The organism is Corynebacterium ulcerans, from assembly GCF_900187135.1.
GTDB classification, from domain to species: domain Bacteria; phylum Actinomycetota; class Actinomycetes; order Mycobacteriales; family Mycobacteriaceae; genus Corynebacterium; species Corynebacterium ulcerans.
Genome location: NZ_LT906443.1, coordinates 1,251,563 through 1,274,787, shown reverse-complemented (window position 1 = coordinate 1,274,787; position 23,225 = coordinate 1,251,563). Strand labels below are relative to the sequence as shown.

General features: G+C 55.1%; 17 protein-coding genes and 1 pseudogene. 11 read left to right on the top strand and 7 right to left on the bottom strand.

Annotation, left to right across the window (positions count from 1 at the left end; genetic code table 11):
• Window positions 1-10: 10 nt before the first annotated feature.
• Together CKV68_RS05720 and trmB are read right to left on the bottom strand one after the other, a co-directional pair.
• A complete protein-coding gene (locus tag CKV68_RS05720; RefSeq protein WP_013912520.1) occupies window positions 11-670 on the bottom strand; it encodes an NYN domain-containing protein in 660 nt (219 codons plus the stop codon).
• Window positions 671-1,444: a tRNA (guanosine(46)-N7)-methyltransferase TrmB gene (trmB, locus tag CKV68_RS05715; RefSeq protein ID WP_095075776.1), complete on the bottom strand. Its 774-nt coding sequence runs from the start codon at window positions 1,442-1,444 to the stop codon at window positions 671-673.
• A 551-nt stretch (window positions 1,445-1,995) separates the two neighbouring features.
• Here trmB and CKV68_RS05710 point away from each other — a divergent pair.
• A complete protein-coding gene (locus CKV68_RS05710; protein WP_013912518.1) occupies window positions 1,996-3,831 on the top strand; it encodes a phosphoenolpyruvate carboxykinase (GTP) in 1,836 nt (611 codons plus the stop codon).
• 34 nt (window positions 3,832-3,865) lie between these two features.
• On the opposite strand, the gene CKV68_RS05705 is transcribed toward CKV68_RS05710, so the two are convergent.
• Entirely contained in the window at window positions 3,866-4,633 is a 768-nt protein-coding gene (locus CKV68_RS05705) for a class I SAM-dependent methyltransferase (RefSeq protein ID WP_095075775.1), read from the bottom strand.
• Here CKV68_RS05705 and CKV68_RS11375 point away from each other — a divergent pair.
• A pseudogene (locus CKV68_RS11375) lies at window positions 4,632-5,621 on the top strand (glycosyltransferase family 4 protein); the annotation flags it as partial. The gene CKV68_RS05705 and the pseudogene CKV68_RS11375 sit on opposite strands and share 2 nt — an antisense overlap.
• A gap of 74 nt (window positions 5,622-5,695) precedes the next feature.
• Here CKV68_RS11375 and CKV68_RS11485 read toward each other — a convergent pair.
• On the bottom strand, window positions 5,696-7,165 hold the full coding sequence (locus tag CKV68_RS11485; protein ID WP_145955127.1) for a hypothetical protein: 1,470 nt from the start codon (window positions 7,163-7,165) through the stop codon (window positions 5,696-5,698).
• Between the two features lies 1 nt (window position 7,166).
• Window positions 7,167-8,354, bottom strand: a complete 1,188-nt coding sequence (locus CKV68_RS05690; protein ID WP_038619501.1) for a PorA family protein — start codon at window positions 8,352-8,354, stop codon at window positions 7,167-7,169.
• Window positions 8,355-8,394: 40 nt separating this feature from the next.
• Here CKV68_RS05690 and CKV68_RS05685 point away from each other — a divergent pair, with 40 nt between their 5' ends.
• Entirely contained in the window at window positions 8,395-9,465 is a 1,071-nt protein-coding gene (locus CKV68_RS05685; RefSeq protein ID WP_042891678.1) for an acyltransferase family protein, read from the top strand.
• Between the two features lie 57 nt (window positions 9,466-9,522).
• Here the strand turns inward: CKV68_RS05685 and CKV68_RS05680 are convergent, their stop codons facing one another.
• Window positions 9,523-12,744: an alpha-(1->3)-arabinofuranosyltransferase domain-containing protein gene (locus tag CKV68_RS05680; protein WP_095075774.1), complete on the bottom strand. Its 3,222-nt coding sequence runs from the start codon at window positions 12,742-12,744 to the stop codon at window positions 9,523-9,525.
• Between the two features lie 65 nt (window positions 12,745-12,809).
• Window positions 12,810-12,998, bottom strand: a complete 189-nt coding sequence (locus CKV68_RS05675; protein ID WP_014836883.1) for a DUF2613 domain-containing protein — start codon at window positions 12,996-12,998, stop codon at window positions 12,810-12,812.
• 34 nt (window positions 12,999-13,032) lie between these two features.
• On the opposite strand from CKV68_RS05675, the gene CKV68_RS05670 reads away from it, so the two are divergent.
• The 8 genes from CKV68_RS05670 (at window position 13,033) to CKV68_RS05635 (ending at window position 23,143) form a co-directional block, all read left to right on the top strand.
• Complete coding sequence (locus CKV68_RS05670; protein ID WP_095075773.1) at window positions 13,033-14,160, top strand: glycoside hydrolase family 3 N-terminal domain-containing protein; 1,128 nt, start codon at window positions 13,033-13,035, stop codon at window positions 14,158-14,160.
• A gap of 192 nt (window positions 14,161-14,352) precedes the next feature.
• Entirely contained in the window at window positions 14,353-16,014 is a 1,662-nt protein-coding gene (locus CKV68_RS05665) for a VanW family protein (RefSeq protein ID WP_014526355.1), read from the top strand.
• A gap of 348 nt (window positions 16,015-16,362) precedes the next feature.
• The gene (locus CKV68_RS05660) at window positions 16,363-16,953 is read left to right on the top strand and encodes an MptD family putative ECF transporter S component (protein ID WP_095075772.1); all 591 of its coding nucleotides are present in this window, start codon (window positions 16,363-16,365) and stop codon (window positions 16,951-16,953) included.
• Entirely contained in the window at window positions 16,950-17,642 is a 693-nt protein-coding gene (locus CKV68_RS05655) for an energy-coupling factor transporter transmembrane component T family protein (RefSeq protein WP_095075771.1), read from the top strand. Before CKV68_RS05660 ends, CKV68_RS05655 begins: the two co-directional genes overlap by 4 nt.
• A complete protein-coding gene (locus CKV68_RS05650; protein ID WP_095075770.1) occupies window positions 17,639-19,111 on the top strand; it encodes an ABC transporter ATP-binding protein in 1,473 nt (490 codons plus the stop codon). Before CKV68_RS05655 ends, CKV68_RS05650 begins: the two co-directional genes overlap by 4 nt.
• On the top strand, window positions 19,101-20,801 hold the full coding sequence (locus CKV68_RS05645; protein WP_095075769.1) for an ABC transporter ATP-binding protein: 1,701 nt from the start codon (window positions 19,101-19,103) through the stop codon (window positions 20,799-20,801). The genes CKV68_RS05650 and CKV68_RS05645 overlap by 11 nt, the downstream gene beginning before the upstream one ends.
• Window positions 20,794-22,521: an ABC transporter ATP-binding protein gene (locus CKV68_RS05640; RefSeq protein ID WP_095075768.1), complete on the top strand. Its 1,728-nt coding sequence runs from the start codon at window positions 20,794-20,796 to the stop codon at window positions 22,519-22,521. The genes CKV68_RS05645 and CKV68_RS05640 overlap by 8 nt, the downstream gene beginning before the upstream one ends.
• 4 nt (window positions 22,522-22,525) lie before the next feature.
• Complete coding sequence (locus CKV68_RS05635) at window positions 22,526-23,143, top strand: TetR/AcrR family transcriptional regulator (protein WP_095075767.1); 618 nt, start codon at window positions 22,526-22,528, stop codon at window positions 23,141-23,143.
• Window positions 23,144-23,225: the final 82 nt, after the last annotated feature.

Genomic DNA, 23,225 nt, shown 5'->3' with positions numbered 1-23,225 from the left:
TGTATTGATCCTAGCGATTAGACAATAAGGCAGTAAGTGGGCGGAATGGCTGTAGCCATGCGCCTTCGTCGGGAAGCTTGTCCAGGCTGACACGAGGTAGCGGGTCACGGAATACTCCGGGCACTTCCTCTAAGTCTACGAACGTCAATGCTTCATCGGCTACTGCCCAAGCTGCGTGTTCGTGGAATCCTAGGACGGTGACGGCGACTCCCTCGGCGGCTAGCTCATCGAGGAGGTCTTTAAAATTCTGTCCGTCTGCGCTGGCTACCACTAAGCCTTTGAGCTTGCCGGCCTGGTGACGTAGGCGAATATGGGCGAGCATGTCCGGATCTACGTCGGTTTCCTCGGACAGCTTGGGCTTGGCAAACACCGCGAATCCGATGTTGCGCAATGCTTCAACCCAAGGGCGAACATTATCTGCGCCACCGGGGGTGATGTTGGCAAAGACGGTTGCCTCAGCCTCGACCTTGATGCCGGTGGTATGGCTGAGTTCGCCTGCTTTGGCTAGCAGCCACTTACCTACGGCGTCGAAACGCGGACGGTGGGCCGCATTAGGGCGTCCGCCAAGGATGGCGCCCAGTCCCATGTCTAGATTGGGGGCATCCCACACCAGAAGAAGCTCGTTATCGGGTGCTACGGGGATGTGGAGAGGGATATCAAAGGAAGTCATTTATTTCTTCCTCCACAGGAATTCCGTGATGGTGTGATCCTTGTCCAGGCCCTTACCTTCAAATTTGGTGATGACCTGGCGATCTGTGAGCTGTGGACACTCAGGCCACGGCCAGCCCATGTACTCCAGCATGGGTTCTACATGGACAAGCTCGGTAATCCACTCGGCATAGTCAGCGTGATCGGTGGCTACATGGAGAACACCGCCAGGCTTAAGACGGGTGGCAATCAGGTTAAGCACGCCCGACTGGATGATGCGACGTTTATGGTGACGCGCTTTGGGCCAGGGATCCGGGAAATAGATACGGACTCCGTCGAGGGAGGATTCGCCGAACATGCGGGTGAGAACTTCCACCCCGTCGCCCCGGACCATGCGAATGTTATTGATGTCGTTGCGGACGATCGCGCCGAGGAGCTTGGCAAGACCAGGTTTATAGAGCTCGACGGCAATAACATTGGTGTCGGCCTCAAGCGGCGCCATCGCGGCGGTAGAGGTTCCGGTTCCAGATCCGATTTCTAAGATCGTGCGGGCATCGTCACGCCCGAACCATTCCGTGACGTTTATACGCTCGTCGGACAGGACTGTGCCCAGCTTGGGCCAGTATTCCTCCCACATACTCTCTTGATTATCGGTGAGCGTTCCGCGACGGAAACTGACGGATCCGAGACGGGGATAATCAAGGTCGTTGTTGAACTGGTTATTGAAATCGGTTTGCAAAGGACGCCCGGAGGGGAGGTCTCCGAGCGCATTTTGAGAATTATCAGAATTAGACATCCCTGCTATTTTGCCCCTCCGCTGGAATTTGTTCAATGTGTAAGCCCCAGCGCAGGGTAAAAAATAGTGAATTAAAGTGAAAAATGTGACCAAAGTGGTTGCTGGGGGAGCGATTTTTAGCTGATATTCCCCTATGCGTTGCCTAGACGTCAGACCTCTTTGTGTTGCCTGGGGTGCGGGGGTGTGGAGATTTTCCGGGGGAGGTGGATGTGTAGCGCGGGCTCATGACGGGCGTTGAGAGTTTGATGATGGTCCCTGTTTTGCATGTGGCGTTGTGCACATTACTGGTTGGTAAAACTGCAGCGCGTGCGATTATTTGCAGCACCCTATGAATATTTTGCACACTTTTGCCCCCGAAAGGGGTGGGTGTGTGAGGGGGAATTTTCAAAGATTTTCCCTCGGTCTGGTGCGAATATCGGGGGTGGAGCTGCGAATGGGCGCTTTTTGTGATGCGCATCTCTGGGTTAGTGTTCCTTTCCTCGCGCCTTAATGGCTACTGTGTGGTGAGGAAGAACAGTCAATTGACACGCGCAACTATGTCAGGAGAAGCGATGTCCACCGTGTCCATTAAGGGCCTTAAGGGTGAAGCCCCTACAAAGAATGAAGTATTGCTGAATTGGATTGCGGAGAATGTAGAGCTTTTCCAGCCGGAGCAAGTCGTCTTTGCAGACGGCTCTCAAGAAGAGTGGGATCGACTTACCTCGGAGCTTGTTGAATCAGGCACGCTTATTCGCCTCAACGATGAGAAGCGCCCAAATAGCTTCCTTGCACGTTCCAACCCTGCGGACGTTGCACGCGTTGAGTCTCGTACCTTTATCTGCACCTCCACTCCGGAGGGCGCCGGCCCAACCAATAACTGGGCCGATCCGGTAGAGATGAAAGCCGAGATGACGGAACAATACCGTGGTGCCATGAAGGGGCGCACCATGTACGTCGTTCCGTTCTGCATGGGGCCTATCGACGACCCCGCTCCCAAGCTTGGCGTCCAGCTCACGGATTCTGCCTATGTGGTGCTTTCCATGCGCGTGATGACCCGCATGGGTGCTGAGGCACTCGCCAAGATTGGCGACAACGGTTCTTTCGTTCCGTGTCTCCACTCTGTGGGCGCGCCATTAGAGCCGGGCCAGGAAGATGTTGCGTGGCCTTGCAATGAAACCAAGTACATTACGCAGTTCCCGGAGACCAAGGAGATCTGGTCCTTTGGATCCGGTTACGGCGGAAACGCCATCTTGGCCAAGAAGTGCTACGCACTGCGTATTGCTTCTGTCATGGCTAAGGAAGAAGGCTGGATGGCTGAGCACATGCTCATCCTCAAGCTCACCTCTCCAGAAGACAAGGTCTATTACATTGCCGCCGCCTTCCCATCGGCATGTGGCAAGACCAACCTGGCGATGCTGCAGCCGACCATCGAAGGATGGAAGGCCGAGGTCGTTGGCGATGATATCGCATGGCTGCGCTTTGGCGAGGACGGACGCCTTTACGCCATCAACCCGGAGAACGGATTCTTTGGTGTGGCACCGGGAACCAACTATTCCTCTAACCCCAACGCCATGAAGACCATGGAGCCGGGCAACACCCTGTTCACCAACGTTGCGCTTACCGACGACGGCGACATCTGGTGGGAGGAACTGGAAAACCAGCCGGAGCACCTTATCGACTGGAAGGGCAACGACTGGACCCCGGAGAGCGATCAGCCTTCCAGCCACCCGAACTCTCGTTACTGTGTGCCACTAGAGCAGTGCCCCGTTGCCGCCGCAGAGTTCAACAACCCAGAAGGCGTTCCGATCTCCGCGATCCTTTTCGGTGGACGTCGCCCAGACACGGTGCCGCTGGTGTCTCAGGCTCACGATTGGAACCACGCCACCATGATCGGTGCGCTGCTATCCTCCGGCCAGACGGCCGCTGCCGAGGGCACCGTGGGCGCTTTGCGTCACGACCCCATGGCTATGCTGCCGTTCATCGGCTACAACGCTGCTGATTACTTGCAGCACTGGGTCGACATGGGCAAGAAGGGCGGCGACAAGATGCCGGCTGTCTTCCTCGTGAACTGGTTCCGCCGTGGCGACGATGGCCGCTTCCTGTGGCCTGGCTTCGGAGACAACAGCCGTGTTCTCAAGTGGATTGTGGACCGCATTGAAGGCCGCGTAGAAGCCGATGAGACCATCGCTGGCTACACCGCACGCGTAGAGGACCTCGACCTTACTGGTCTGGACACCCCGATTGAAGACGTCAAGGAGGCACTCTCTGCCCCTGCCGCTCAATGGAAGGGCGACCTTGAGGATAACGAGCAGTACCTTGAGTTCCTTGGCTCCAAGGGATCCGCAGTGCCTGCAGAAGTGCTTGAGCAGTTTGAGGCTCTGAAGCAGCGCGTGGCTGCCGCAGAATAACACGCTCTGTTAAAGCCGGAGTTCCCCTTTACCTTTAAGGGAGCTCCGGCTTTTTCAGAACTACCACGAGGTTACTCACAAGAAATTCACGGAGGATCGGGATCCGTACTAGCCACCATGCCCAGCGCGGGTGGTAACGCGGAAAAGCCAGAACCAGCTGCGCGTTGGATACACTACGAGCCCAGCGCAATCCCGCGGCGCACGAGACGTTAAATAAGGATGTCCCAAAAACATTTTTGGGTAGATGCCCGTGGCGGCGGCTGTAATAATCCCGGGCGAAATCGCCGCCAATATAGTGTTGCCATAGGCCGGTTTCGTGCCCGCCAAAGGGCCCGAGCCACACGGTATAACTGAGGATTGTTAGACCACCTGGCCGTGTTACTCGCAGCATTTCTTCACCCATGCGCCAAGGGTCAGCGATGTGTTCAGCCACGTTAGAGGAATACACAACGTCAAAAGCACCTGGACTAAAAGGCAAGGCAGTTCCGCTAGCGCGGACAGCATTCGCGATGCTAATACCTGCAGCTGACATTTCCCCAGCGTCGGGTTCAACGCTGACGTAATGAATCCCGCGACTCTCAAACTCGTTAGCAAAATATCCGGGACCACCCCCAACGTCTAAGACACTGCCTATGGGCGATTGAGTGTCTCTGCACAGACTTGTTATGAGATGCGCCGTGTCTGCTGCGAGTGGGGCATAGAATTTATCAGGCGCGGTTTGCTCATGACGAAAACTCCTCAGAAGGGTGAGGGATCGACGCAGGGTGGCAAGTTTTGCAGTATGCTGTGGTGGTTTCGCCATGGAGTTTATCTTTTCATGCTCTAGGGTGGGTTGTGATATGAAGATTCTCTTATTATGTTGGCGTGATACGACGCATCCGCAAGGTGGCGGGAGTGAACGTTACCTCGAACGGGTTGCGGAATATTGTGCACGCCACGGACACGAGGTCATCTTCCGTACATCTTCGTATACAGATGCTCCCCGCCGCAGCATGCGCGAGGGCGTGAGGTTTTCTCGCAGCGGCGGCAAGTTTGGGGTGTATCCTAAAGCCGCATTGGGGATGATTGCTGGACGCTTGGGGTTGGGCACTATGCGTGGAGTTGACGTTGTAGTGGATACCCAAAACGGAATTCCCTTCTTTGCTGCACTGTTTTCTGGCAAGCCCACCATCTTGCTCACTCACCATTGCCATCGTGAGCAATGGCCGGTGGCAGGAAAGCTCCTGGCCAAGATCGGCTGGTTTTTGGAATCTCAAGTATCGCCGTGGTTGCATCAGTCGCTGCGCTATGTCACGGTCTCTCAACCCAGCAAGGATGAACTCGTCGGGCTCGGAGTGCATCCCGAACGTGTGGACATCATTCGTAATGGGGTGGATCATCCACCCACGCATATGCGATTGGAAGACGATGGCCTACTGCACCTGGTCACACTTTCGCGCCTGGTGCCTCACAAACAGATTGAAGACGCCATCGAGGTGGTGCGCTCGCTTGACGGCGTAGTGTTAGACATCATCGGTTCTGGTTGGTGGGGACAACAATTACGGGATAAAGCAGCGGATATTGCAGATCGGGTTGTGTTCCACGGACAGGTCTCCGAGGAATACAAGCACGCCCTGTTGGACCGTGCAGCGATACACCTCATGCCTTCCCGCAAGGAGGGTTGGGGGCTGGCGGTGATTGAGGCGGCTCAGCATCGGGTGCCAACGATCGGTTATCGCTCCTCGGGCGGGCTTGTAGACTCCGTCCGGGAAGGTGGCGTGCTGGTCGGGGATCGGGAAGAGTTTGTTGCGGAGACCCGCCGGTTGTTGGCGGACTCGGATCGTCGAGAAGCTTTAGGTGCGCTTGCTTATGAAGCGGCACAGAGCTACTCCTGGGACGATACTGGCCGCCGCTTCCTCGATCTCATGGAACGCGTCGCCCATGCCCCGGCAACGCCCACGCCTCCCGCCAGCCACAACGAGGCAAGCGATACACCCACCCAGTAATTACGCCCGCGGTGGGTGGTGCCGCCGATCTCCGTGATGATTTCCGCGCCGGAGCTTGTCGACGTCACCACCGCCCCAATACCGCGTTCCTTAAGACACTCGGTACAGCCGCGGCGCCATTCCTGCACCGCAGCCACATACCGAGGGGAAAGCTCGTCTACCAGCGTGCCATCTACCACCAGGCCTCCTGCTTCCACACTCGACTGAGCTTTGATCCTCGGATCCACCATGGTTCGCCCGCGGTAGGTCACCAGCCCCCGAGAATCCGGGAAGAGCACGTCCCCCTCGGAGCTTGGCCAGGGGCGCTCGGCTACCGGGGCGAGCTGTTTGAGAGCCACCGGGGCATCAGGAACCTGCAGAATCACAAGAAAGAGAGTGATAAGAGCAAGCGGTCGGTATCGCATCCTGCCCGCTCCCGTCACCAGCGCTGGGATAAGCAGCATGATGAGTTTGTGAGAATCGCGAAAAAGGCTTGCGCCGGGTACATGGGTGAGCAACCACCCGCCAGCCGGAGTATTCAGCACGAGGCAGGCCACCACTGCTGCGGCACCAAGCAGCTGCCACCTCCGGGGAGCTTTCCAGAATGTGAGCACGCCTAGCGCTATCCCAAACACAGCAAAGCCTGCAGCCCGTGAAGGCGGCACCGCCTCAGCATTCCATATGCCGCCTAACCCCATAAGAGCGCCTAGTGTGCCAGTCCAGGTTTCTGCGCGGGCGAGAAACGCCGTTGTGGAAGACGCTGGCACAGTGACAAGGCTAGGAATGAGCCACGGAAGACTGGCAGCCGCACCGGCCAACACGACAGGGAGCTTAGAACGAGCGGCAACTAGCCCCGTGATCGTTGCCACGACCGCCCCTGTGGGGGTCAAAGAACTCAGCCACATCGCCGCAATCCGCCCCCGCGTCGAGGCTGTGATCACCATCGGCAATAACCATGCGGCGATCACCAGAGACCATTGTCCTTGTAATAACCGCTCCACCACAAACGGATTCCACAGGGTAAGCGTTATCGCGGCAGCCCGTGACCATGCAGTGCTGCCCAACCGGGCCGCCCCGATAGCCCCGGCGACAGCAGAAGCCAGCAACAGCAGCCGCACTACCCATGTAGCTGGAATCACGTGGCCCAACAGCGCAAGCACTCCGTCTTGGGGCGCATTGCGTGCCGGCAGGTCACCAAAACCCACGGCGCCTGCGGTCAGTGCCGGGTGATTGAGTACCACCATGTCGCGTAACCCCAGCATTCCGGACCACCCGGAAGGCAGCCACAAGGCCCACATGAGCAGAGTGAGCAGCATCGCAGTCCATGCGACGAGCAGATACGACGAAGAACGCGCGCCGGGGGCAGACATGCTAAGGCGTTGACGAAGCGTCATGGGGGCGTCGTACAGCAAGCCAAAGACCTACCGCAAGCAGCGCAAAACCAAGCATTTTTGCAACGAATCCGCCGATGCGCAGCCGATGCAAAGTATCCACTGTCGGCTGAGCTTCATCGTGGGCATGTTCTTGAGTCGTGGCATCCCACTGAAGTTTGGTCTTTAAAATTGTGCGCATGGGATCCTGGCCCCGCTGCGCGGTAGCGTCTGCGTCTTGCTGGTCGGTGGCGTAGAACATGAACACGTCTTCGCTCTGATTAACCACTACACCGCTCTTGGGCTCTACCCACAGGGTGCGCTTGACGGTGTAATAAGGGGTGAGCTTGACCGTGCCGGGACGGCCCTCGCCATAGAACTTGGATGCGGGGGCCGTGATCTGCATCTTGCGTATCTGGTCTTGCTGTTCCTGGCTGAGATCGCTCGTGGTGGCTTCCATCGAGGGCTCATCGGAGATGTCCTCGGGCTGGGTGAAAGATCGTGTCGCGGCTTTGACCAAGTCCGTGGCGGGAATGTCTTGAGTAAACCTGTAGATCCCGTTATCTTCCTCCACATAATCCAGTGGCCAGGGTTTTTGTGCGATGGGGTCAAAGAATTGATACGAGCGGCGTTCTGTATTGAACGGGTAAAAGTATTGGAGTCCGTCGCGGGCAAAATCTCCGGTATCAAAGCTCAAATTAAGGCTTGGTGCGGTGACCTTCATATGCGAAGCAAAATCCAAGACCGGATAGGTGGAATGCCTGATAAGGCGCAGTTTGTCGTCGATATCGATGATGGATTTTTTGGTGTCGGTGCGTATGAGGTTTTCCGTGACGTGGAGGTCGACTTCGTCGCGGACATCGGTTTTGACCGTTTTGATCTCTCGATGCAATTGGGTGGTGGTGTTAACCACAAAGCAGCTTTGTGGAGCGTTGGCGGGGCAAGGGGCCTCAGGGTCGTAGAGAGTGGTGGCCGCAGGGGTAGTGGTGATCTGTCGGGTGGTGTTGACCGGAATAGGCTTGATTCTGCTGATCATAAGTGCAGGCCCAGCTGCTGCAATGATAAAGAGAACGGCTGCCGCCACAAAGGCAATGATAGGGGCACGCCGTGCATGCTTTTGGGAACGCACAAATAGGGTATTTCGTGTGTCCATGCCAGCAGCATCCACACCGGTGTCTTTGCTGTCCATCACCCTGACGACTCTCTACTTTCCGCTAGGATCCCTTAAAGTGTCTCCATCGTACCCACCGCGCACGCGAAACTTCCTCCCCCAACTCGAGGGGCTACGAGGTGTGGCTGCCGTCGGGGTGCTCCTCACACACACGGCTTTTCAAACAGGGATGAGCCAATCGGGAATCGCAGGGGCGATACTTGCGCGTTTTGACTTCTTTGTCGCAGTATTTTTTGGTCTTTCAGCATTCTTGCTCTGGCGTGGCGATCATTCGGGCTCCCCACTCTCGTATTTCCGCCGCCGCGCCTTCCGCATTCTCCCAGCTTATTGGGTGTGCGTCCTGCTTGTTTTTGCGTTCTTGCCAGATTCTTTTGGCACGGGGTGGCGCACAATTTTAGCGACCCTGACTTTCACCCAGGTGTATCCAGCCCACAGTCTTGCCGGTGGTTTGACACACCTTTGGTCGCTGAGTGTGGAAGTAGCGTTTTACCTCTTCTTGCCGGTGCTGGTGTGGGCGCTGCGGGGGGTGTCGAAAAGCAAGCGCTTACTGTGCTTCTTCGGGATGTTTGCGGCGGGGATTGGGTGGGCTGCGGTGCCGTGGCCCCTCGATCTAGCCGGCGGAATCAACTTTCAGATTTTCCCGCCCTCCTATGCGCCTTGGTTTGTCGTTGGTCTTATCGCAGCTGAGCTGGAGGGGACACGAATAACCGCGTGGAAAGGTTTTAATCTCACGTGGCTGTGGTGGGCGCTAGCTCTTGGCGTGGCGTGGGTGGCGGGGCAACCATGGTTTGGTCCGCAGGGTTTGACGCATCCCACGCCCGGAGAATTTGTGCGAAAAATCCTGGCAGGGGCGCTTTTTGGGGCGCTAATATTGCTGCCTTATGTCTGGGGGACAGGGAGCACGCGGGCATCGCTTCTCAGTAGTCGGCCCCTGCTTACTTTGGGACGGTGGAGCTACTCGCTGTTTCTTTGGCACCTCCCGGTGTTGTCGATGGTCTTCCCGCTGCTGGGGATCGCGCCGTTTTCTGGGCATTTCATTCTTGTTACCGCAGTCTGCTTTGTGGGAAGCGTCATTGTGGCAGCTGCGAGTTTTACGTTGGTGGAAAAGAATGCCCGTTGGGCGCGATAGTGTCGTTTTTGAGAACGCTAGAAAATGCATCCTGGGGTTTTATGTGCGCCACAAGTGCTAGCGTTCCCCAAAACGACAATCCTTGCTGAGCAACGGGCATAGTAACGCCAGGCAACACAGAACGTCAGTAAAAGGCACAAGATCAAAGTAGTGGGCGCTGGGCCAGGGGGTGCGCGCGAGCCAGAGCACGGTGATCGCCATCATTGCGCCGATGATGATGGTGGGTGTGATGGTGGTAAAACGCCGGATAGCCCAGAGGCTGGGAAGCATCAGCAGCCCCCACCATCCCACGATGCAGCAGACCGCCGCCGTACCAACAAGGGGAAGGATGAGCGCAGGCCAGGGCCTGACAGGAGGCTCGGTGCCGCGTCTTCGACGGATGATCGCTAGGACGCACCCGGCCGCGATCACCACCGCGAGCACCCCGCCGCCGAGCAGCCCACGACGATAGGTGGCGTCGGCGCGCATGCTGAGCGTTACGGTGCCGTGGGCGCCTGCCGGAATGATAAAGCTTTGCGACGCCGCGTTAAACTCCGCCGGACGCAGTTCCGTGCCATCGCTCAACGTTGCCGTGAGTCCTTTGTTGGCGGCGCGGGTGGTTACGAGGATTCTGTCGTGGTCGGCGGGAGGAAGACTTTCTCCACGGGCGATATCGCGCAGATTACTCCTCGGTGAGTAGCCCGGTTCGCTGAGGCGGACCCAGTTGGAGCGAGTGCGGATCTCATGGTGACCAGCAGTGAGCACGATGTCGTCGCCGCAGGTGTAAGGGGTGTCGTCGATATGCGTGGGTTGATGGCAGTCGGACTGGGACAGTCGAACTGTGAGGTCTTTAGGGAGGCTAAAACTCCTGATGATCACGCCGGTATCCACCGCAACCTTTTGGAACAGAAACTCTCGGACGCTCGCGGGGGCTTCCGGTACCGTGACCATCCGCCGGATTGGTGCGTCTTCGATGGCGGCCTCGGCAATGCCTACTTTTCCGGATTGCGTTGTGGTTGGACGTTGTGGCCCCAGGGTGATGCGCACGGCGTCGGTGGGGCCGCCGGGCACTTTGATGGTGGTGGGAATTCCAGGTTTGAGCTTGACCTTTGTGTGGGCTCCCGCGCTGCTTATAGTGACCTCTGTGGGAGCGCCAGTGGTGGTGAGACTCAGTGTCGGATTATCGGAGTGCGCTCGTAGTTCTAGCCATTGCCCTTCTTGCGTCCCTGGGGCGGGAAACCATGCGGTGTCTGGGTCGCCATCGACGGCGGCGGTCAGGGAACGCTCGGGGTGTGCGCCGCCGAAGGCGGTGGCATCCGAGGCAGACGAGGATGCCGCTACGCTGCCGCCGGTCTCTACGACGCGCGTATAAGAGCCTTGCGACGGATAGTCGAGCGCTGCGCCCTTAGCATCATGGGCTTCGTCAGCGGAGGCGAGCGGGGCGGAGATCGCAGACTCTATGGTGCCAAAGTTGCGAGCCGTCAACATGGGCGTATCGGTGACTATCTCTGCGCCTTCATGAGTGAGTTCGTAGAGGCCGCGGGGTAGCAGCGGGAGGATCTCGCCGCCACCTGCAAGCTTTGTGGGGGTAGGGGCGGCCGTTTGTGCGTCGGCAAGCATCATGTTGCGCTGGGGGGCAAACACGACCACATCGACCTCGCCAAAGGTGCGGACCTCTGCAGCAGGGAACAACCGCTGGACTTTGCTTAAGGTGAGCGCTGTCCCGGTGGCGCCCACGACGGAGTCGTCAAGATCATGTCGGAGTACCAGCGCGCCGACGCCGAGACGTTCGAGCTGGGCTGGTAGCTCGCTCAACTCGCCTTCGTCAATAGCCGCAAGCGTCCCATCGAGCGTGCGGATTGCCTCTGGAGGAACAAGGGGCACGGCATCGCGAACAAGCCACGGAACAGACAACAACGGCTGCAGCGGCTCATCCCTGGTCCATCCCCAGTCCTGGCGAGCAAAACTGGCCGCGGGCAGTATCAAGGTGCGGGTGCCCGAGGCTTTCTCATTGAGAAAATCAGCAGCCTCCGACCAATACGAGGGGACCTGGCTATACGCGCCCGAGGGAAGTAAGCGTCCCGACCACGCAGGAGAAACTGCTGCCGCCGCAACGAGCATGACGAGGGCATAGACCGCTACGCGCGGGCGGGGAACATCACGAGTACAGCGAATCTGAATAGCGTGGGCAACGCCTATGAGCAGTGGGATTCGTAAAAGCGGGTCAAACTTATGCACGTTGCGCAGTGCGGCGCCGGGGCCGTCGAGAAACTCAGGTACTAAATGCGCCCCGCACACAACAATCACGCCCACAAAGAGCAACGCAATCCAGAATGAACGAAACCTCAGGCCGGGGCGGCATAGGCCGATCAGCCCGATGGCTGCGATGGCCAGCGTTACCACGACAAAATAGGGGCTGGTGGCAAGCGCATGGCCGGCTTCTCGCTCGGTTTCTACGAAAGGCGTCCACGACGTGGTGCCGCGTAAGGCTTCGGCTGTGTTGAGCCAGCGCGTGGTGACAAAGGAGCTCTCGATAAAGTCAGTAAAAGGAGTCGAATACGTACCGAGGACGGCCAGCGGCACCAACCACCACACGCTCACTGCAACGCAACCGACAGACCAGACAGCAAAGAACCGCCAGCGTCGCAACCACAACAATAACAGCGCGGCGGGAACACACGCGGCCACCGTGGCCGTCGCATTCACCGCCCCCATGCCTATCACTGCCAGTAACGATGCTGCTACACCGGGGAAGCCCTGTACGGGAGGCCGTCGGCTAGCGTGGGGAGTGCCAGCCACCGTGCCAACCACCGGGATCAGCGGCCACAATACCCAGGGTGCCAGCGCCACCGGCCAGGCCTCTGAGGAAATAGCGGTCAAGGTGGTCAGAATTCGAGGAGAAAGTGCATACAACGCGGCTGCTAACGCACGCGAGCCGCTGGAGCTGACCCCTAATCTGCGGGTAAGTAGCAAAAAGCCCGAAAAAGCCAAGCCCAGAAGCAAGGTCCACCACAGGCGTTGGGCTATCCAATCCGGGAGTGGGGAGGCAAGAAGAAAAAAGGCCCCCTGCGGGAAGAGGTAACCGTAGGCCTGATTTTGCAGCTGCCCCATGGGGAAAATATCCGTCCATGGATGAAGCGCTGCGCTAAGAAAATGCGCCGGGTTTGCAACGAGGTCGTGTTTTGTATCTGCAGCAGTTAACCCCCACGGCTGTGAAAAACTAATCAGAGCAGCACATATCCAGCCGGAAAGATGAGGCCGGCGAGCGAAGAACAACAAGAGTAGCGTCACGCGCGCCACGAGGAAGTCGGCTATGTTCCTAGCCTTTGTCGCCTTTATGTGTGAAGAGGATGCCAAAGCCGGGTCTACTGACGTGAGCCATACTCCGGGTCACCGAGGACCGAAGAATCGGCGTTCGCGGCACCGTTGGCTGGCCCAGAATCGACGAGCGACACACCGATTACAGCCACAATGCCCACCGCGATACCGATAACGGCGCTGGCTATGGTGGGGCCGAGGGTGCGGCGGTTAAGGGAATCGGATTCAAAAGCCATACATATAACAATACCGTGGTTTACTGGATGGGCAATGCACATAAAACGACTTCTCGCCGCCGCCCTCCTCGGTGCGCTCGCCGCATGCAGTGACGCCGGAACCGATACGGATCCCGCCAGCACCGAGGTCACTACTGCGTCCACCACTGCGTCCGCAACGCAGGAAACCAGTGCGCCCCCAAGCGCAAAGACGCAGCCTCACGACGTCCGCGCTCAAGCCGCGAGCCTCATGATGGTGGGAGTAAGTAATTACGACGACGCCCTCTCTGCCTTAAACCAAGGCGCTGGAGGCATCTTCATCGGCTCAGGTACAGATCCCAACCTCCTTACCGCGCTGGGTAGAAACATCGAGGCATTGCGTAAGGCCGTGGGGCGCGATTTCTCTGTCTCCATCGACTTTGAAGGCGGGCGGGTTCTCCGACACCAAGGAATCCTAGGGACCTTCCCCTCACCTCAAGTGATGGCGCAAACCATGAACCCTGAGCAGGTTCGAGGCATGGCTAAAACGATGGGCGACTCACTGTTCGCACACGGGGTGACGGTGAACTTTGCGCCAGTTGCGGACATAGACGCTGGACTCGATGTCGTGGGCGATCGCGCCTTTAGTGCGGACCCCAATATTGATGCGGAGTATGCGGTAGCCTTTGCTCAAGGAATGCTAGACGCAGGGGTCCGGCCAGTGTTTAAGCATTTCCCTGGGCATGGACGCGCCAGTGGCGACTCCCACACTGGCCAGGTGTTTACCCCGCCATTGGGAGACTTAGAGAACATTGATTTGGTGCCCTATAGCCGGATTAATGTCCCCGGTGCTGGCGTGATGCTTGGGCACATGGTGGTTCCCGACCTAGGCTCACCCAAGAATGGTCTTCCCTCCACCCTTAATCCAGCCGCTTATCAGCTGCTACGCACTGGTTCTTATCGCGGTGGGCATCCTTTCGATGGTGTGGTCTATACCGACGATCTTGCCATGGGTGCGATCACAGGGATTATGCCTGTTCCCCAGGCTGTGGTGGCGTCGTTGCAAGCAGGTGCCGATCAAGCGTTGTGGGTGACCACCGCTGGGCTCAAAGAGGCTATCGACGCTACCGTTGCGGCCGTGGAAACGGGCGCATATCCCAGAGCCCAGTTTGAAGCCTCTGTACGCCGGGTTGGTGTTCTTTGATCTCTTTGGGAAGAGTTAAGTAAAAAATTATTATCGTGCGATTATCGTGTGATGAAAATCCATAAAAACAGGATCAGTAAAGGTTATAAGGGGTTCGTAGCCACGAGAATGGCGGTACGAAAAAATTGCACAGCGGAGCTTTAGGGTTCTTGGAATAGTCGCTAACACCCCGTGTCCACTAAGTTGGTGTGAGTGAGTTCAAAGAAGGCAGCTAAGTTCGGCGCAGGCGTGGTTCTGGGCATCGCTTTGCTCGGCGGCGTCGGGTACGGCACGGACTATGTGATCAACCAAGGATCTGTCCCCCGGGGGACAAGCGTTGGCGGAATCAACATCGGCGGGATGGACAAAGATGAAGCCATCTCGACACTAAAAAAGGGTTTGGCGTTGAGCGCCCAAGTGCAGATCACTGCGGGAGAGCAACACTCCAGTCTCTCGCCTGAAGCTTCAGGGCTTGGGGTGGACTGGGAGAAAACAATCGACGGGGCAGGCGCGCAATCTGCCAACCCGTTTACCCGCTTGGCTAGCTTCTTTACCACTCATGAGATCAACATTGTCTCCACTGTCGATGAGGCTAAGTTGACCCCGCAGTTGGACCGAGTAGAAAAAGAACTAACTCCCGCACCTCAGGACGCCAGCTTGGATATCCACGGTGGCAAGGTCAACTCACACGCATCTGTGAATGGGCAGAGCCTGAGCCGTCAGGAGCTCAACAGTGCAGTCGTCTCGGATTGGCTCAAACCCGACGGTGTGAATGTGAAGGTGAACACCACCAAGCCGGCTATTGGCGAATCTGCGCTGAAGAAAGCAGAGGAGACAGCCAACGCTGCGCTTCAAGGCCCCTTGGTGCTGCATGGGCGCGATAACATCGACGGCTTCATTCCCGTGGAACGGCTGGCTGAGGTCCTCACCTTTGTTCCAGACAACGATTCGCTGCGACCGGACATTAACGTAGAAGCAGCTAAGGGAATTTTCCTGGAGAACCTCGGGGTGACTGAGGTGAAAAGGCAAAACGCTAACATCATCTTCCGCGGTGGAACCAAGACTGTCACCCCTAGCGTGGATGGCATCACCATTGACTGGGAGAAGACCCTAGAAAACTTCCATGAGCGTGTGACTTCCAAAGACAAACGAACCTTCGACGCTGTCTACATTGATGAACCCGCGACCTTTACCACTGAACAGGCGGAACGGGCCACTTTTGACGAGGTCGTAGGCGAATTCACCACGGGCGGCTACTCGCAAGCCTCGGGAGTGAACATTGCTCGTGTTGCAGAAATGGTCAACGGGGCAATTGTCGCGCCGGGAGATACATTCTCCTTGAACGGATACACGGGGCCGCGCGGGCGCGCACAAGGTTTTGTGGAATCCGGCGTCATTCTCAACGGACGAGCAGACAAGGCGGTAGGCGGTGGCATTAGTCAGTTTGCCACTACCTTGTACAACGCCTCCTACTTTGCCGGGATGCAAGACGTAGCACACACCAATCACAGCTTCTACATCTCGCGCTATCCCGCGGGACGCGAGGCCACGGTCTATGAAGGTGCTATCGATCTGCAGTTTAAGAACACCTCCCCATATCCCGTCAGAATCGTGACCTCTGCAGGTGGCGGCAACGTGACCGTTAAACTCACGGGAGTAAAGACCGTCAACGTGGAATCCATCAACGGAGGGCGCTGGAATTACACCCCGCCGAGGCCGATCCGACTCTCTGGTCCGGATTGCACGCCTTCCGGCGGTGCCCAAGGTTTCACCACATCGGATACCCGGATTGTGCGCGATCTTAGCGGTAACCAAATTTCGCGGGAAACCACGACCACCGTCTACGATCCGTCACCGATCGTGACTTGTTCTTAAGCGGTATGAAAGCGCGCGGCCAGCAGGTCGCGCGCTTTTTGCATGGAATGGCACTATGGGGACCTCTAGAAGAAGCGGTGGGGCTCTGAGGGGTTAGGGGAGCTAGTGCTTTCAAAGCGGCGAGGAAATCTGGTTGATTTAAGGCCAGACGCGTCGGCTGCGTGACCGCTATATGTAGCGCATAGGCGTTAAGGGGGTAAAGGTATCAATATTTTACATTTTGAATAAAATGCTTTTTTAGTGCATGTTATCTCTAATTGATAAGTTTGTGGGGGTAGTGTATATAACTACGAACGACGTTCGGAGTTAGGGTGGCCTTGCCATAATTTTTCCTGTTGAAAGTTCCTTATGTCTTATAAAACCCACCTCAGTACCCGAGATTTAATAAATGCAGGTATCTTTTCCGCCCTTTACTTTGTCACTACATTTCTTTTCGGAATGACGGGCTTTATAGGTCCTGCTTTTATGCTGCTCGGTTTTGCCCTCAGCACAATTATGGGCGGCGTCGTCTTGGCTCTTTATGCGGCAAAAACACCAAAATTTGGTGCTTTTGCCTTGGTCGGAATGGTAAACGGCCTCATGTTCATGATGACCGGACACTATGTGTGGTCGTTCATAGGATGCGTGGCTTTGGGATTTCTCGCGGACCTTCTCCTTCAAAAAACGTCAATGCCGCTGGACACAAGCTATCCCTTTGCTTATGCAGTTTTTTCGGTCTGGATTGTTATGCCTTTTGTTCCGTTGATCCTGAACACTGACGCCTATTACGTGGATATCGCATCTCAGATGGGGCCTGAGTATGCGGAAGCAATGGCACGTATTTTTCAACCCTGGACGATAGTCGGAGTGGGTATTGCCGCGCTCGTACTCGGATACATCGGTGGCGTTATAGGAATTCGAGTGCACCGTAAGTATTTTGAAAGCTCGGGTTTGTTGTGATTCTCAAGCAATGCGATCCGCGCACAGTAATTGTTGCTGTTGTTGTGATCAATATGTCGGTGCTCAGTTCTGCTTCCACAGCGACTCTTTTCCTATGCGCAGGATGCGCTGCGCTGGCGCTCTCTCTAGTGCGGATCCGATATGGTTTATGGTCCGTTGCATTTTTTCTAGGATTCTATTTGGCATACCGTGGAATCCTTAGTCTGCCAAGTGCAAACACTGCAATAGCTTTTCTAGCAGCAACGTTGATGTGGTTTAGCCGCTTCTCCGTCAGCGTATCAGTAGGGTTGTTTGCCTTAGCTACACTGACGCCTTCGAATCTTACTTCGGCATTGCGACGCTTAAAGTTGCCGCAGTGGTTGACCATCCCGCCTGTAGTATTCCTGCGGATTGTGCCCGTTATTCTCGCGGAGGCTCGGGCGATTTATGACGCCATGCAGCTACGAGGGTTAAGGCCGGGAGTATGGTCCTGGATCCGTCGACCTGTTCAATCCTCAGGGATGTTTATGATTCCATTACTTGGCGCAGTAATGAGGGTCGGAGATGAGCTGGCTGCTGCGGCGCTCATACGAGGACTGGGCGGTGAATCATATCCGACTACTGTCACTACATTGCGGTTTCGAGTGGTTGATGCGGGGATATTATCGCTTCTTCTCGTGACTGTTAGCTCCTTGTGGTGGTCAGCATGACCCAACGCGCTGGTATCGAGATAAAGAACCTTAGCTTTGAATATGCTATGGGACCGCATGCGCTCCGGGGTTGTCTGCATGACATTACCTATGAGATAAAACCTGGAACCACTGTGTTGCTTACGGGAGACTCCGGGGCAGGGAAAAGTACTTTTCTGCGACTCATCAGTGGTCTAGCTCCTCATTTTTATCCCGGCGAACTGAACGGAATCCTGCAACTTAGCACTTTGACGGAAAAGTTTGTGCCTTCGGAACAACCGCTATCGCGAGCTATTGAATATAGTGCGAGTGTTTTTCAGAACCCTCGCACACAGTTTTTTACTGAACATGTAGATTCTGAACTAGCGTTTGGTCTGGAGAACTTAGGGGTTTCTCCGTATGCGATCCACAGCCGCGTAGATCGTGCGGTTGAGCTTATGGAAATTTCGGACCTCCGGGGGCGCCGATTGCAAGAGCTTTCTGGCGGACAACTACAAAAATTGGCATGTGCTTGCGCCCTTACAACGCCCGGCGACATCGTGCTTTTCGACGAGCCAACGTCAAATCTATCCCCGAAGGCAATAGAAACATTGCGTTCGTGCATAACCCGGCTTCGTGCACTGGGAATGACGCTTGTTATTGCAGAGCATCGTGTGGGGTGCATGAAAGGCCTGGTAGATGAAGTTCTGTATCTGAGAGACGGGAGAATACAGAAAAGCTTTTCGGCTGAAGACTTCTATGCTCTACATGACACTGAGAGAAAACATTTGGGGTTGAGGTCCTTTGAACCGGTACCGATAACGGATTTTCCTTCCTCGGATAGAGACGATCTCAGACTGGAAAATATCCGCTTCTCCTACGGCGATAATGCTGTGTTGAGCATTGATCATGTGGGTTTTGCTGCGGGTGAAGTGACGGTAGTGGTGGGCCCAAATGGTAGTGGGAAAACTACGCTTGCCCGTGTTATATGCGGTTTAGAAAAACCTGGTCGAGGGGCCCGAATTTCTTTAAACGGTCGCTCATTGTCTGCAGTGGCACGGCAACGAACTTGTTATCTGGTGATGCAAGACGTAGGTCGCCAACTTTTTGCTGCCACAGTGGAAGAAGAAGTGACCCTAGGACTTTCTCCGACGGCACGTAGTTATGTGGATATTCCTTTGCTCTTGAAGCAATCGGGTTTAAGCGGATACGAAAAGTGCCACCCGCAGGCTTTGTCTGGTGGACAGCAACAACGGTTAGTGATTACTACCGCTCGTGCGCAAAAGTCCAAGGTTTACATTTTCGACGAACCCACCTCTGGAGTGGGATGGCGTCATCTCAAAGAAATTGCTCTTCACCTGCGTAGTCTCGCCGCACAAGGTGCCGTAGTCATAGTGATCACACACGATGCGGAACTCATTGAAGAATCTGCAACTCGACTGGTGAATATGGAGAACATAAACAAAATAACTCATACATCGTGGGAAGAAGTGAAGGCTAATGACAACTAATGCGGTAGCAGAAGTTTCGCCGAAAGATAAGCTTAAAAATGGGCAGAAGGCATTGCGAAAATTGCTCAAGCCTGTTCGAGCCCAGCTCTATTGTGCGCAATTTATTGCGTTTTGTTCTGCGCTATTGTCTGTAGCTCCTTATATAGCGTTGGTGGCTTTGGAAGATGCGTTTGCACAAGGCAACGTGGGCTTAATAAAAGAGACTGTGAAATGGTTGATCGTTGCTTTTTTAAGCCAACTTTCTTTGTACTTCATAGCCCTTCTTATTTCGCATCTTGCAGATGCGAAACTGGTCAGCCTTAACCGGCAACGCATTATCCGTGCGATTGGACGTGCACCACTAGCGTGGTGTGGCCAAACAAATTCTGGAAAAGTACGCAAGGCGATAGAAGACGACACCATAACTCTGCATTCGCTGACCGCTCATGCTCCGGTGGATACGGTCACCGCGATTGCGACCCCTCTGGCGCTCCTACTTTATGTTTTTAGCATTGACTGGCGTCTGGGGATCCTTGCTGTTGCGACGGTACCTGTCTACCTCGCCATACAGGCGTATTCGATGAAAGGCATGGGAGACAAAACGGCAGAAATGGACACGTATTTAGGTGATGTTTCTGCTACCGCAGTTGAGTTTGCAGAGGGGATCGCCGTAGTGAAAGCCTTTGGGACCGTGGGGAAAGCGCATCGGCGTTATCAAGAAGCTGCGGATAGATTTTCTGCTTTTTACTACGCGTGGGTGAGGCCGTTATTAAAGGTCAGCGCTGTATCCGATTCAGTCATTGCGATTCCATTGCTGTTACTCATCAACGTTGGTGGTGGCTCAATACTTTTGGCAGTTGGTGAGGTCACAGTAGCAGAAGTACTGATAAGCAGCCTGGTTGCGTTTGTTATCCCAGGGACTATCCAAACCATGGGAATGATGATGTGGTCCTACCAACTCGCTGGTAACGCGGCACTTCGACTCGATGCCGTGATGTCCTTGCAAGCGGTGTCGGAAGGGAACCGGAGCGTCGAGAAGCGTAATCCCACAGTGGAATTTGAACATGTGAGTTTTGCTTACTCAGGAGTTCCAGTAATAAAAAACTTTAGTGCGACGCTTGCGCCTGGAACGATAACAGCGCTGGTTGGACCGTCCGGTGCCGGAAAATCAACTGTGGCAACTATGCTGGCGCGGTTTCAAGATCCCGATGCTGGGCGCATCATGATTGACGGCATAAATCTGCGCGAGCTTAGCTTCAGTTCACTTTATTCCACGGTTTCATTTGTGTTGCAGGACCCCCACATACTGCGCATGAGCATACGAGACAATATTGCTTTGTATAGGACGGATGCCACGGATGAAGAGATTTGGGAGGCGGCCCGAGTAGCCCACATAGCGGCCGATATCCGGGCCTTACCTCAGGGGATGGACACCATCGTGGGAGAAGATACGTCCTTATCCGGCGGCCAGCAGCAGCGAATTTCGATTGCTCGGGCAGTACTTTCGCAGGCCCCGATTTTGATTTTGGACGAGGCAACAGCGGCTACTGATCCCGATTGTGAGGCTGAGATCCAGTCGGCGCTTAGCACTTTGGTCATCGGAAAAACAGTTCTTGTTATTGCACACAAACCAGAATCGATCCGTGGAGTCGATCAAATAATTCATCTGACACCGGTTACAGAGATCCCACAGGAGGCCATCAATGTTTGATCCACTACTTTTACGGAGATTGGGGGAGCTACAAAGTGCGGATGGAAGAAAGCGCCGGCTTTATTATCTGATCCTCGTGACCTTTGTCGGGCTTTTCGACGGCTTTGCCGTGCTCATCCTGCTACCTGTTATTACGGCGCTTACTCGTGGTGAGTCGATCAGCAGCTGGCTCAGCATCTTGGTCGCTATCTCCGTCGTTTCGTTTGCGTTGAGGTATTTCTCGGCCATGGTGGGCTATCAATCTGCATTGGACTTTTTGAAGACAGGGCATTCTATTATCGGCGATAAACTTGCGACGCTGCCCCTGGGATGGTTTACACCAGCGCGAACGGGAGGAATATCGCGACTGGTTTCCGACCGATTCATGGTTGCCACAGAGACCCTGGCACACCTGCTGGGTACTTTTTTCCGCGAAGCAGCGGCATTAGCCGTCTTGCTCGTGGGCAGTTGGTTTTTTGATCCCCTTTTAGGGTTAGCACTTGTTATTATCGCACCATGCGCCCTCGCCGTGATGAAGCTGGCGAGCGTAATTCGGGGAAAAGCCTCCCAGCAAGCCCTACCTTCGGGGCGAGAACTTTCAGCGAGGATTGTTGAATACGTCCGGCATCAACCTGTGCTTCGAGCTACTGGAAGATCACACAATTTCATGCCCCTAACTCAGGCATTAGAACGTGATCGGTCTGTCCGATTTCGTGAACTATGGCAGTCAACGGGCGCACTTCTGCTGAATGGAATAGTGGTCCAATTCTTTGTAGTAGCGCTCATCAGCGTCAGCGCGCATTTATTTGTTGAAGGATCTCTTAGCGGCTTAGAAGCTATTGCGATTATCGGAATTACTTTGCGATTTACTCGATGCTTAGAACAAATGGGCACTGCTTTTGTTGGGCTAGATGTTGGTCGAGTTGCAGTGGCTGAAGCTGAGCCCATTGTAGGGTCTCCTGCATTACCTGAACCAGTTTCTCCGGTGTCAGGGGATGGATCTGGACGCGTTGAATTTCATAACGTCACCTTTGGCTACACGGAAAAACCAGTGGTCAACGACATTAGTTTTGTTGTAGAACCAGGGACTGTTACCGCAATAGTGGGACCATCGGGTTCCGGTAAAACAACTCTTGTGCGTTTAGCGTCTCGGTTCTGGGATGTTAACTGTGGTGCTGTGTTGATAGATGGTGTAGACGTCAGGGATTTGGGCACCACACAGCTCATGTCCAAGCTTTCCATGGTGTTCCAAGATGTCTATCTTTTTGATGACACTTTATTAGCCAATATTCGGGTTGGTCGCCCTGAAGCATCGGAAGAGGAGATTCGCAAAGCCGCAGAACTTGCCGGAGTGACCTCGATCGCTGAGCGTTTGGGCTGGGAAACACCGGTAGGGGAGGGCGGTGCTTTGCTTTCCGGGGGCGAACGCCAAAGAGTCTCAGTGGCACGGGCATTGCTTAAACAGGCTCCGATCGTGCTTTTCGACGAAGCCACGTCTGCCTTGGACCAGGAAAATGAGGAAAATATTCTGATTTCCGTAGAGAAATTACGTGAGCGTTCCACATTTATTGTTATTGCACACAAATTAGATACGATTCGCTCGGCGGACCAAATAATCGTTTTGGATGAGTCGGGTCGCATCTGCCAGAAAGGCACGCATGCCCAACTCTACGCAGAACCTGGATTGTATCGCCGCTTTTGGGAGCGTCGTAAGGCTGCAAAAGGCTGGGCGCTAAGCTAGGTTTATGACACCCCCAGGCTTAAAAACCGGCCCGAAGCCACGCTTTAATGAGCAGGATGCGATCAACGCTGCATTATCTATTGGCCTGGAAACTTTTACTTTGGCTCAAGTGGCAAAGAAGCTGGGGGTGGGTACTTCTTCGTTGTACCGCGTTATCTCGTCTCGGGATGATCTGGTGGCTGATTGTTTAAAATATATTGCCAAAGAATCTCTCTTAGAAGATTCAGATTGCATGTGGGATCAGCTTTTTTTAAAACAAGTAGATCTTTTATGGGAACTGTTTGAACGTTATCCGGGGCTCGATCACGCCCTTATCACCATGCCGACGGCTACTCGATATTTCCAGGAATTCTTTGAAAAATTTACGGGACAACTACGCAGGGCTGGTTTTCCAGGGGACAAGAAGCGAATGGAATTTGCCATCGATTTTATATTTGACACGGTGGTATCCACGCATTATCAAATAGTGGCGGTACGCAGGCATTACAAGGAGATAGAGGTGGAAGAGGAGCGGGCGTTCTTTTTACCTGAGCCGTCGTGGATTGAAAGAGGCTGGATGGATAAAAAAATCCATTTTATTTTGGATGGTTTAGGCAAAGGCTTAGATCTCACAAATTCGTAGGGTTACCCACGAGATAAAAGGGGACGAACATCACGGTCAGGAAGCGCTGCATGTGTTCTTACGCGGGCGTAGTGTGGGCTCA

Bases quoted from the DNA above. Each gene is read 5' to 3' on its own strand.
- CKV68_RS05670 (WP_095075773.1), top strand. From the start codon at position 13,033: ATGCACATAAAACGACTTCTCGCCGCCGCCCTCCTCGGTGCGCTCGCC.
- CKV68_RS05705 (WP_095075775.1), bottom strand. From the start codon at position 4,633: ATGGCGAAACCACCACAGCATACTGCAAAACTTGCCACCCTGCGTCGA.
- CKV68_RS05635 (WP_095075767.1), top strand. From the start codon at position 22,526: ATGACACCCCCAGGCTTAAAAACCGGCCCGAAGCCACGCTTTAATGAG.
- CKV68_RS05650 (WP_095075770.1), top strand. From the start codon at position 17,639: ATGACCCAACGCGCTGGTATCGAGATAAAGAACCTTAGCTTTGAATAT.
- CKV68_RS05640 (WP_095075768.1), top strand. From the start codon at position 20,794: ATGTTTGATCCACTACTTTTACGGAGATTGGGGGAGCTACAAAGTGCG.
- trmB (WP_095075776.1), bottom strand. From the start codon at position 1,444: ATGTCTAATTCTGATAATTCTCAAAATGCGCTCGGAGACCTCCCCTCC.
- CKV68_RS05720 (WP_013912520.1), bottom strand. From the start codon at position 670: ATGACTTCCTTTGATATCCCTCTCCACATCCCCGTAGCACCCGATAAC.
- CKV68_RS05660 (WP_095075772.1), top strand. From the start codon at position 16,363: ATGTCTTATAAAACCCACCTCAGTACCCGAGATTTAATAAATGCAGGT.
- CKV68_RS05710 (WP_013912518.1), top strand. From the start codon at position 1,996: ATGTCCACCGTGTCCATTAAGGGCCTTAAGGGTGAAGCCCCTACAAAG.
- CKV68_RS11485 (WP_145955127.1), bottom strand. From the start codon at position 7,165: ATGTCTGCCCCCGGCGCGCGTTCTTCGTCGTATCTGCTCGTCGCATGG.
- CKV68_RS05690 (WP_038619501.1), bottom strand. From the start codon at position 8,354: ATGGACAGCAAAGACACCGGTGTGGATGCTGCTGGCATGGACACACGA.
- CKV68_RS05675 (WP_014836883.1), bottom strand. From the start codon at position 12,998: ATGGCTTTTGAATCCGATTCCCTTAACCGCCGCACCCTCGGCCCCACC.
- CKV68_RS05645 (WP_095075769.1), top strand. From the start codon at position 19,101: ATGACAACTAATGCGGTAGCAGAAGTTTCGCCGAAAGATAAGCTTAAA.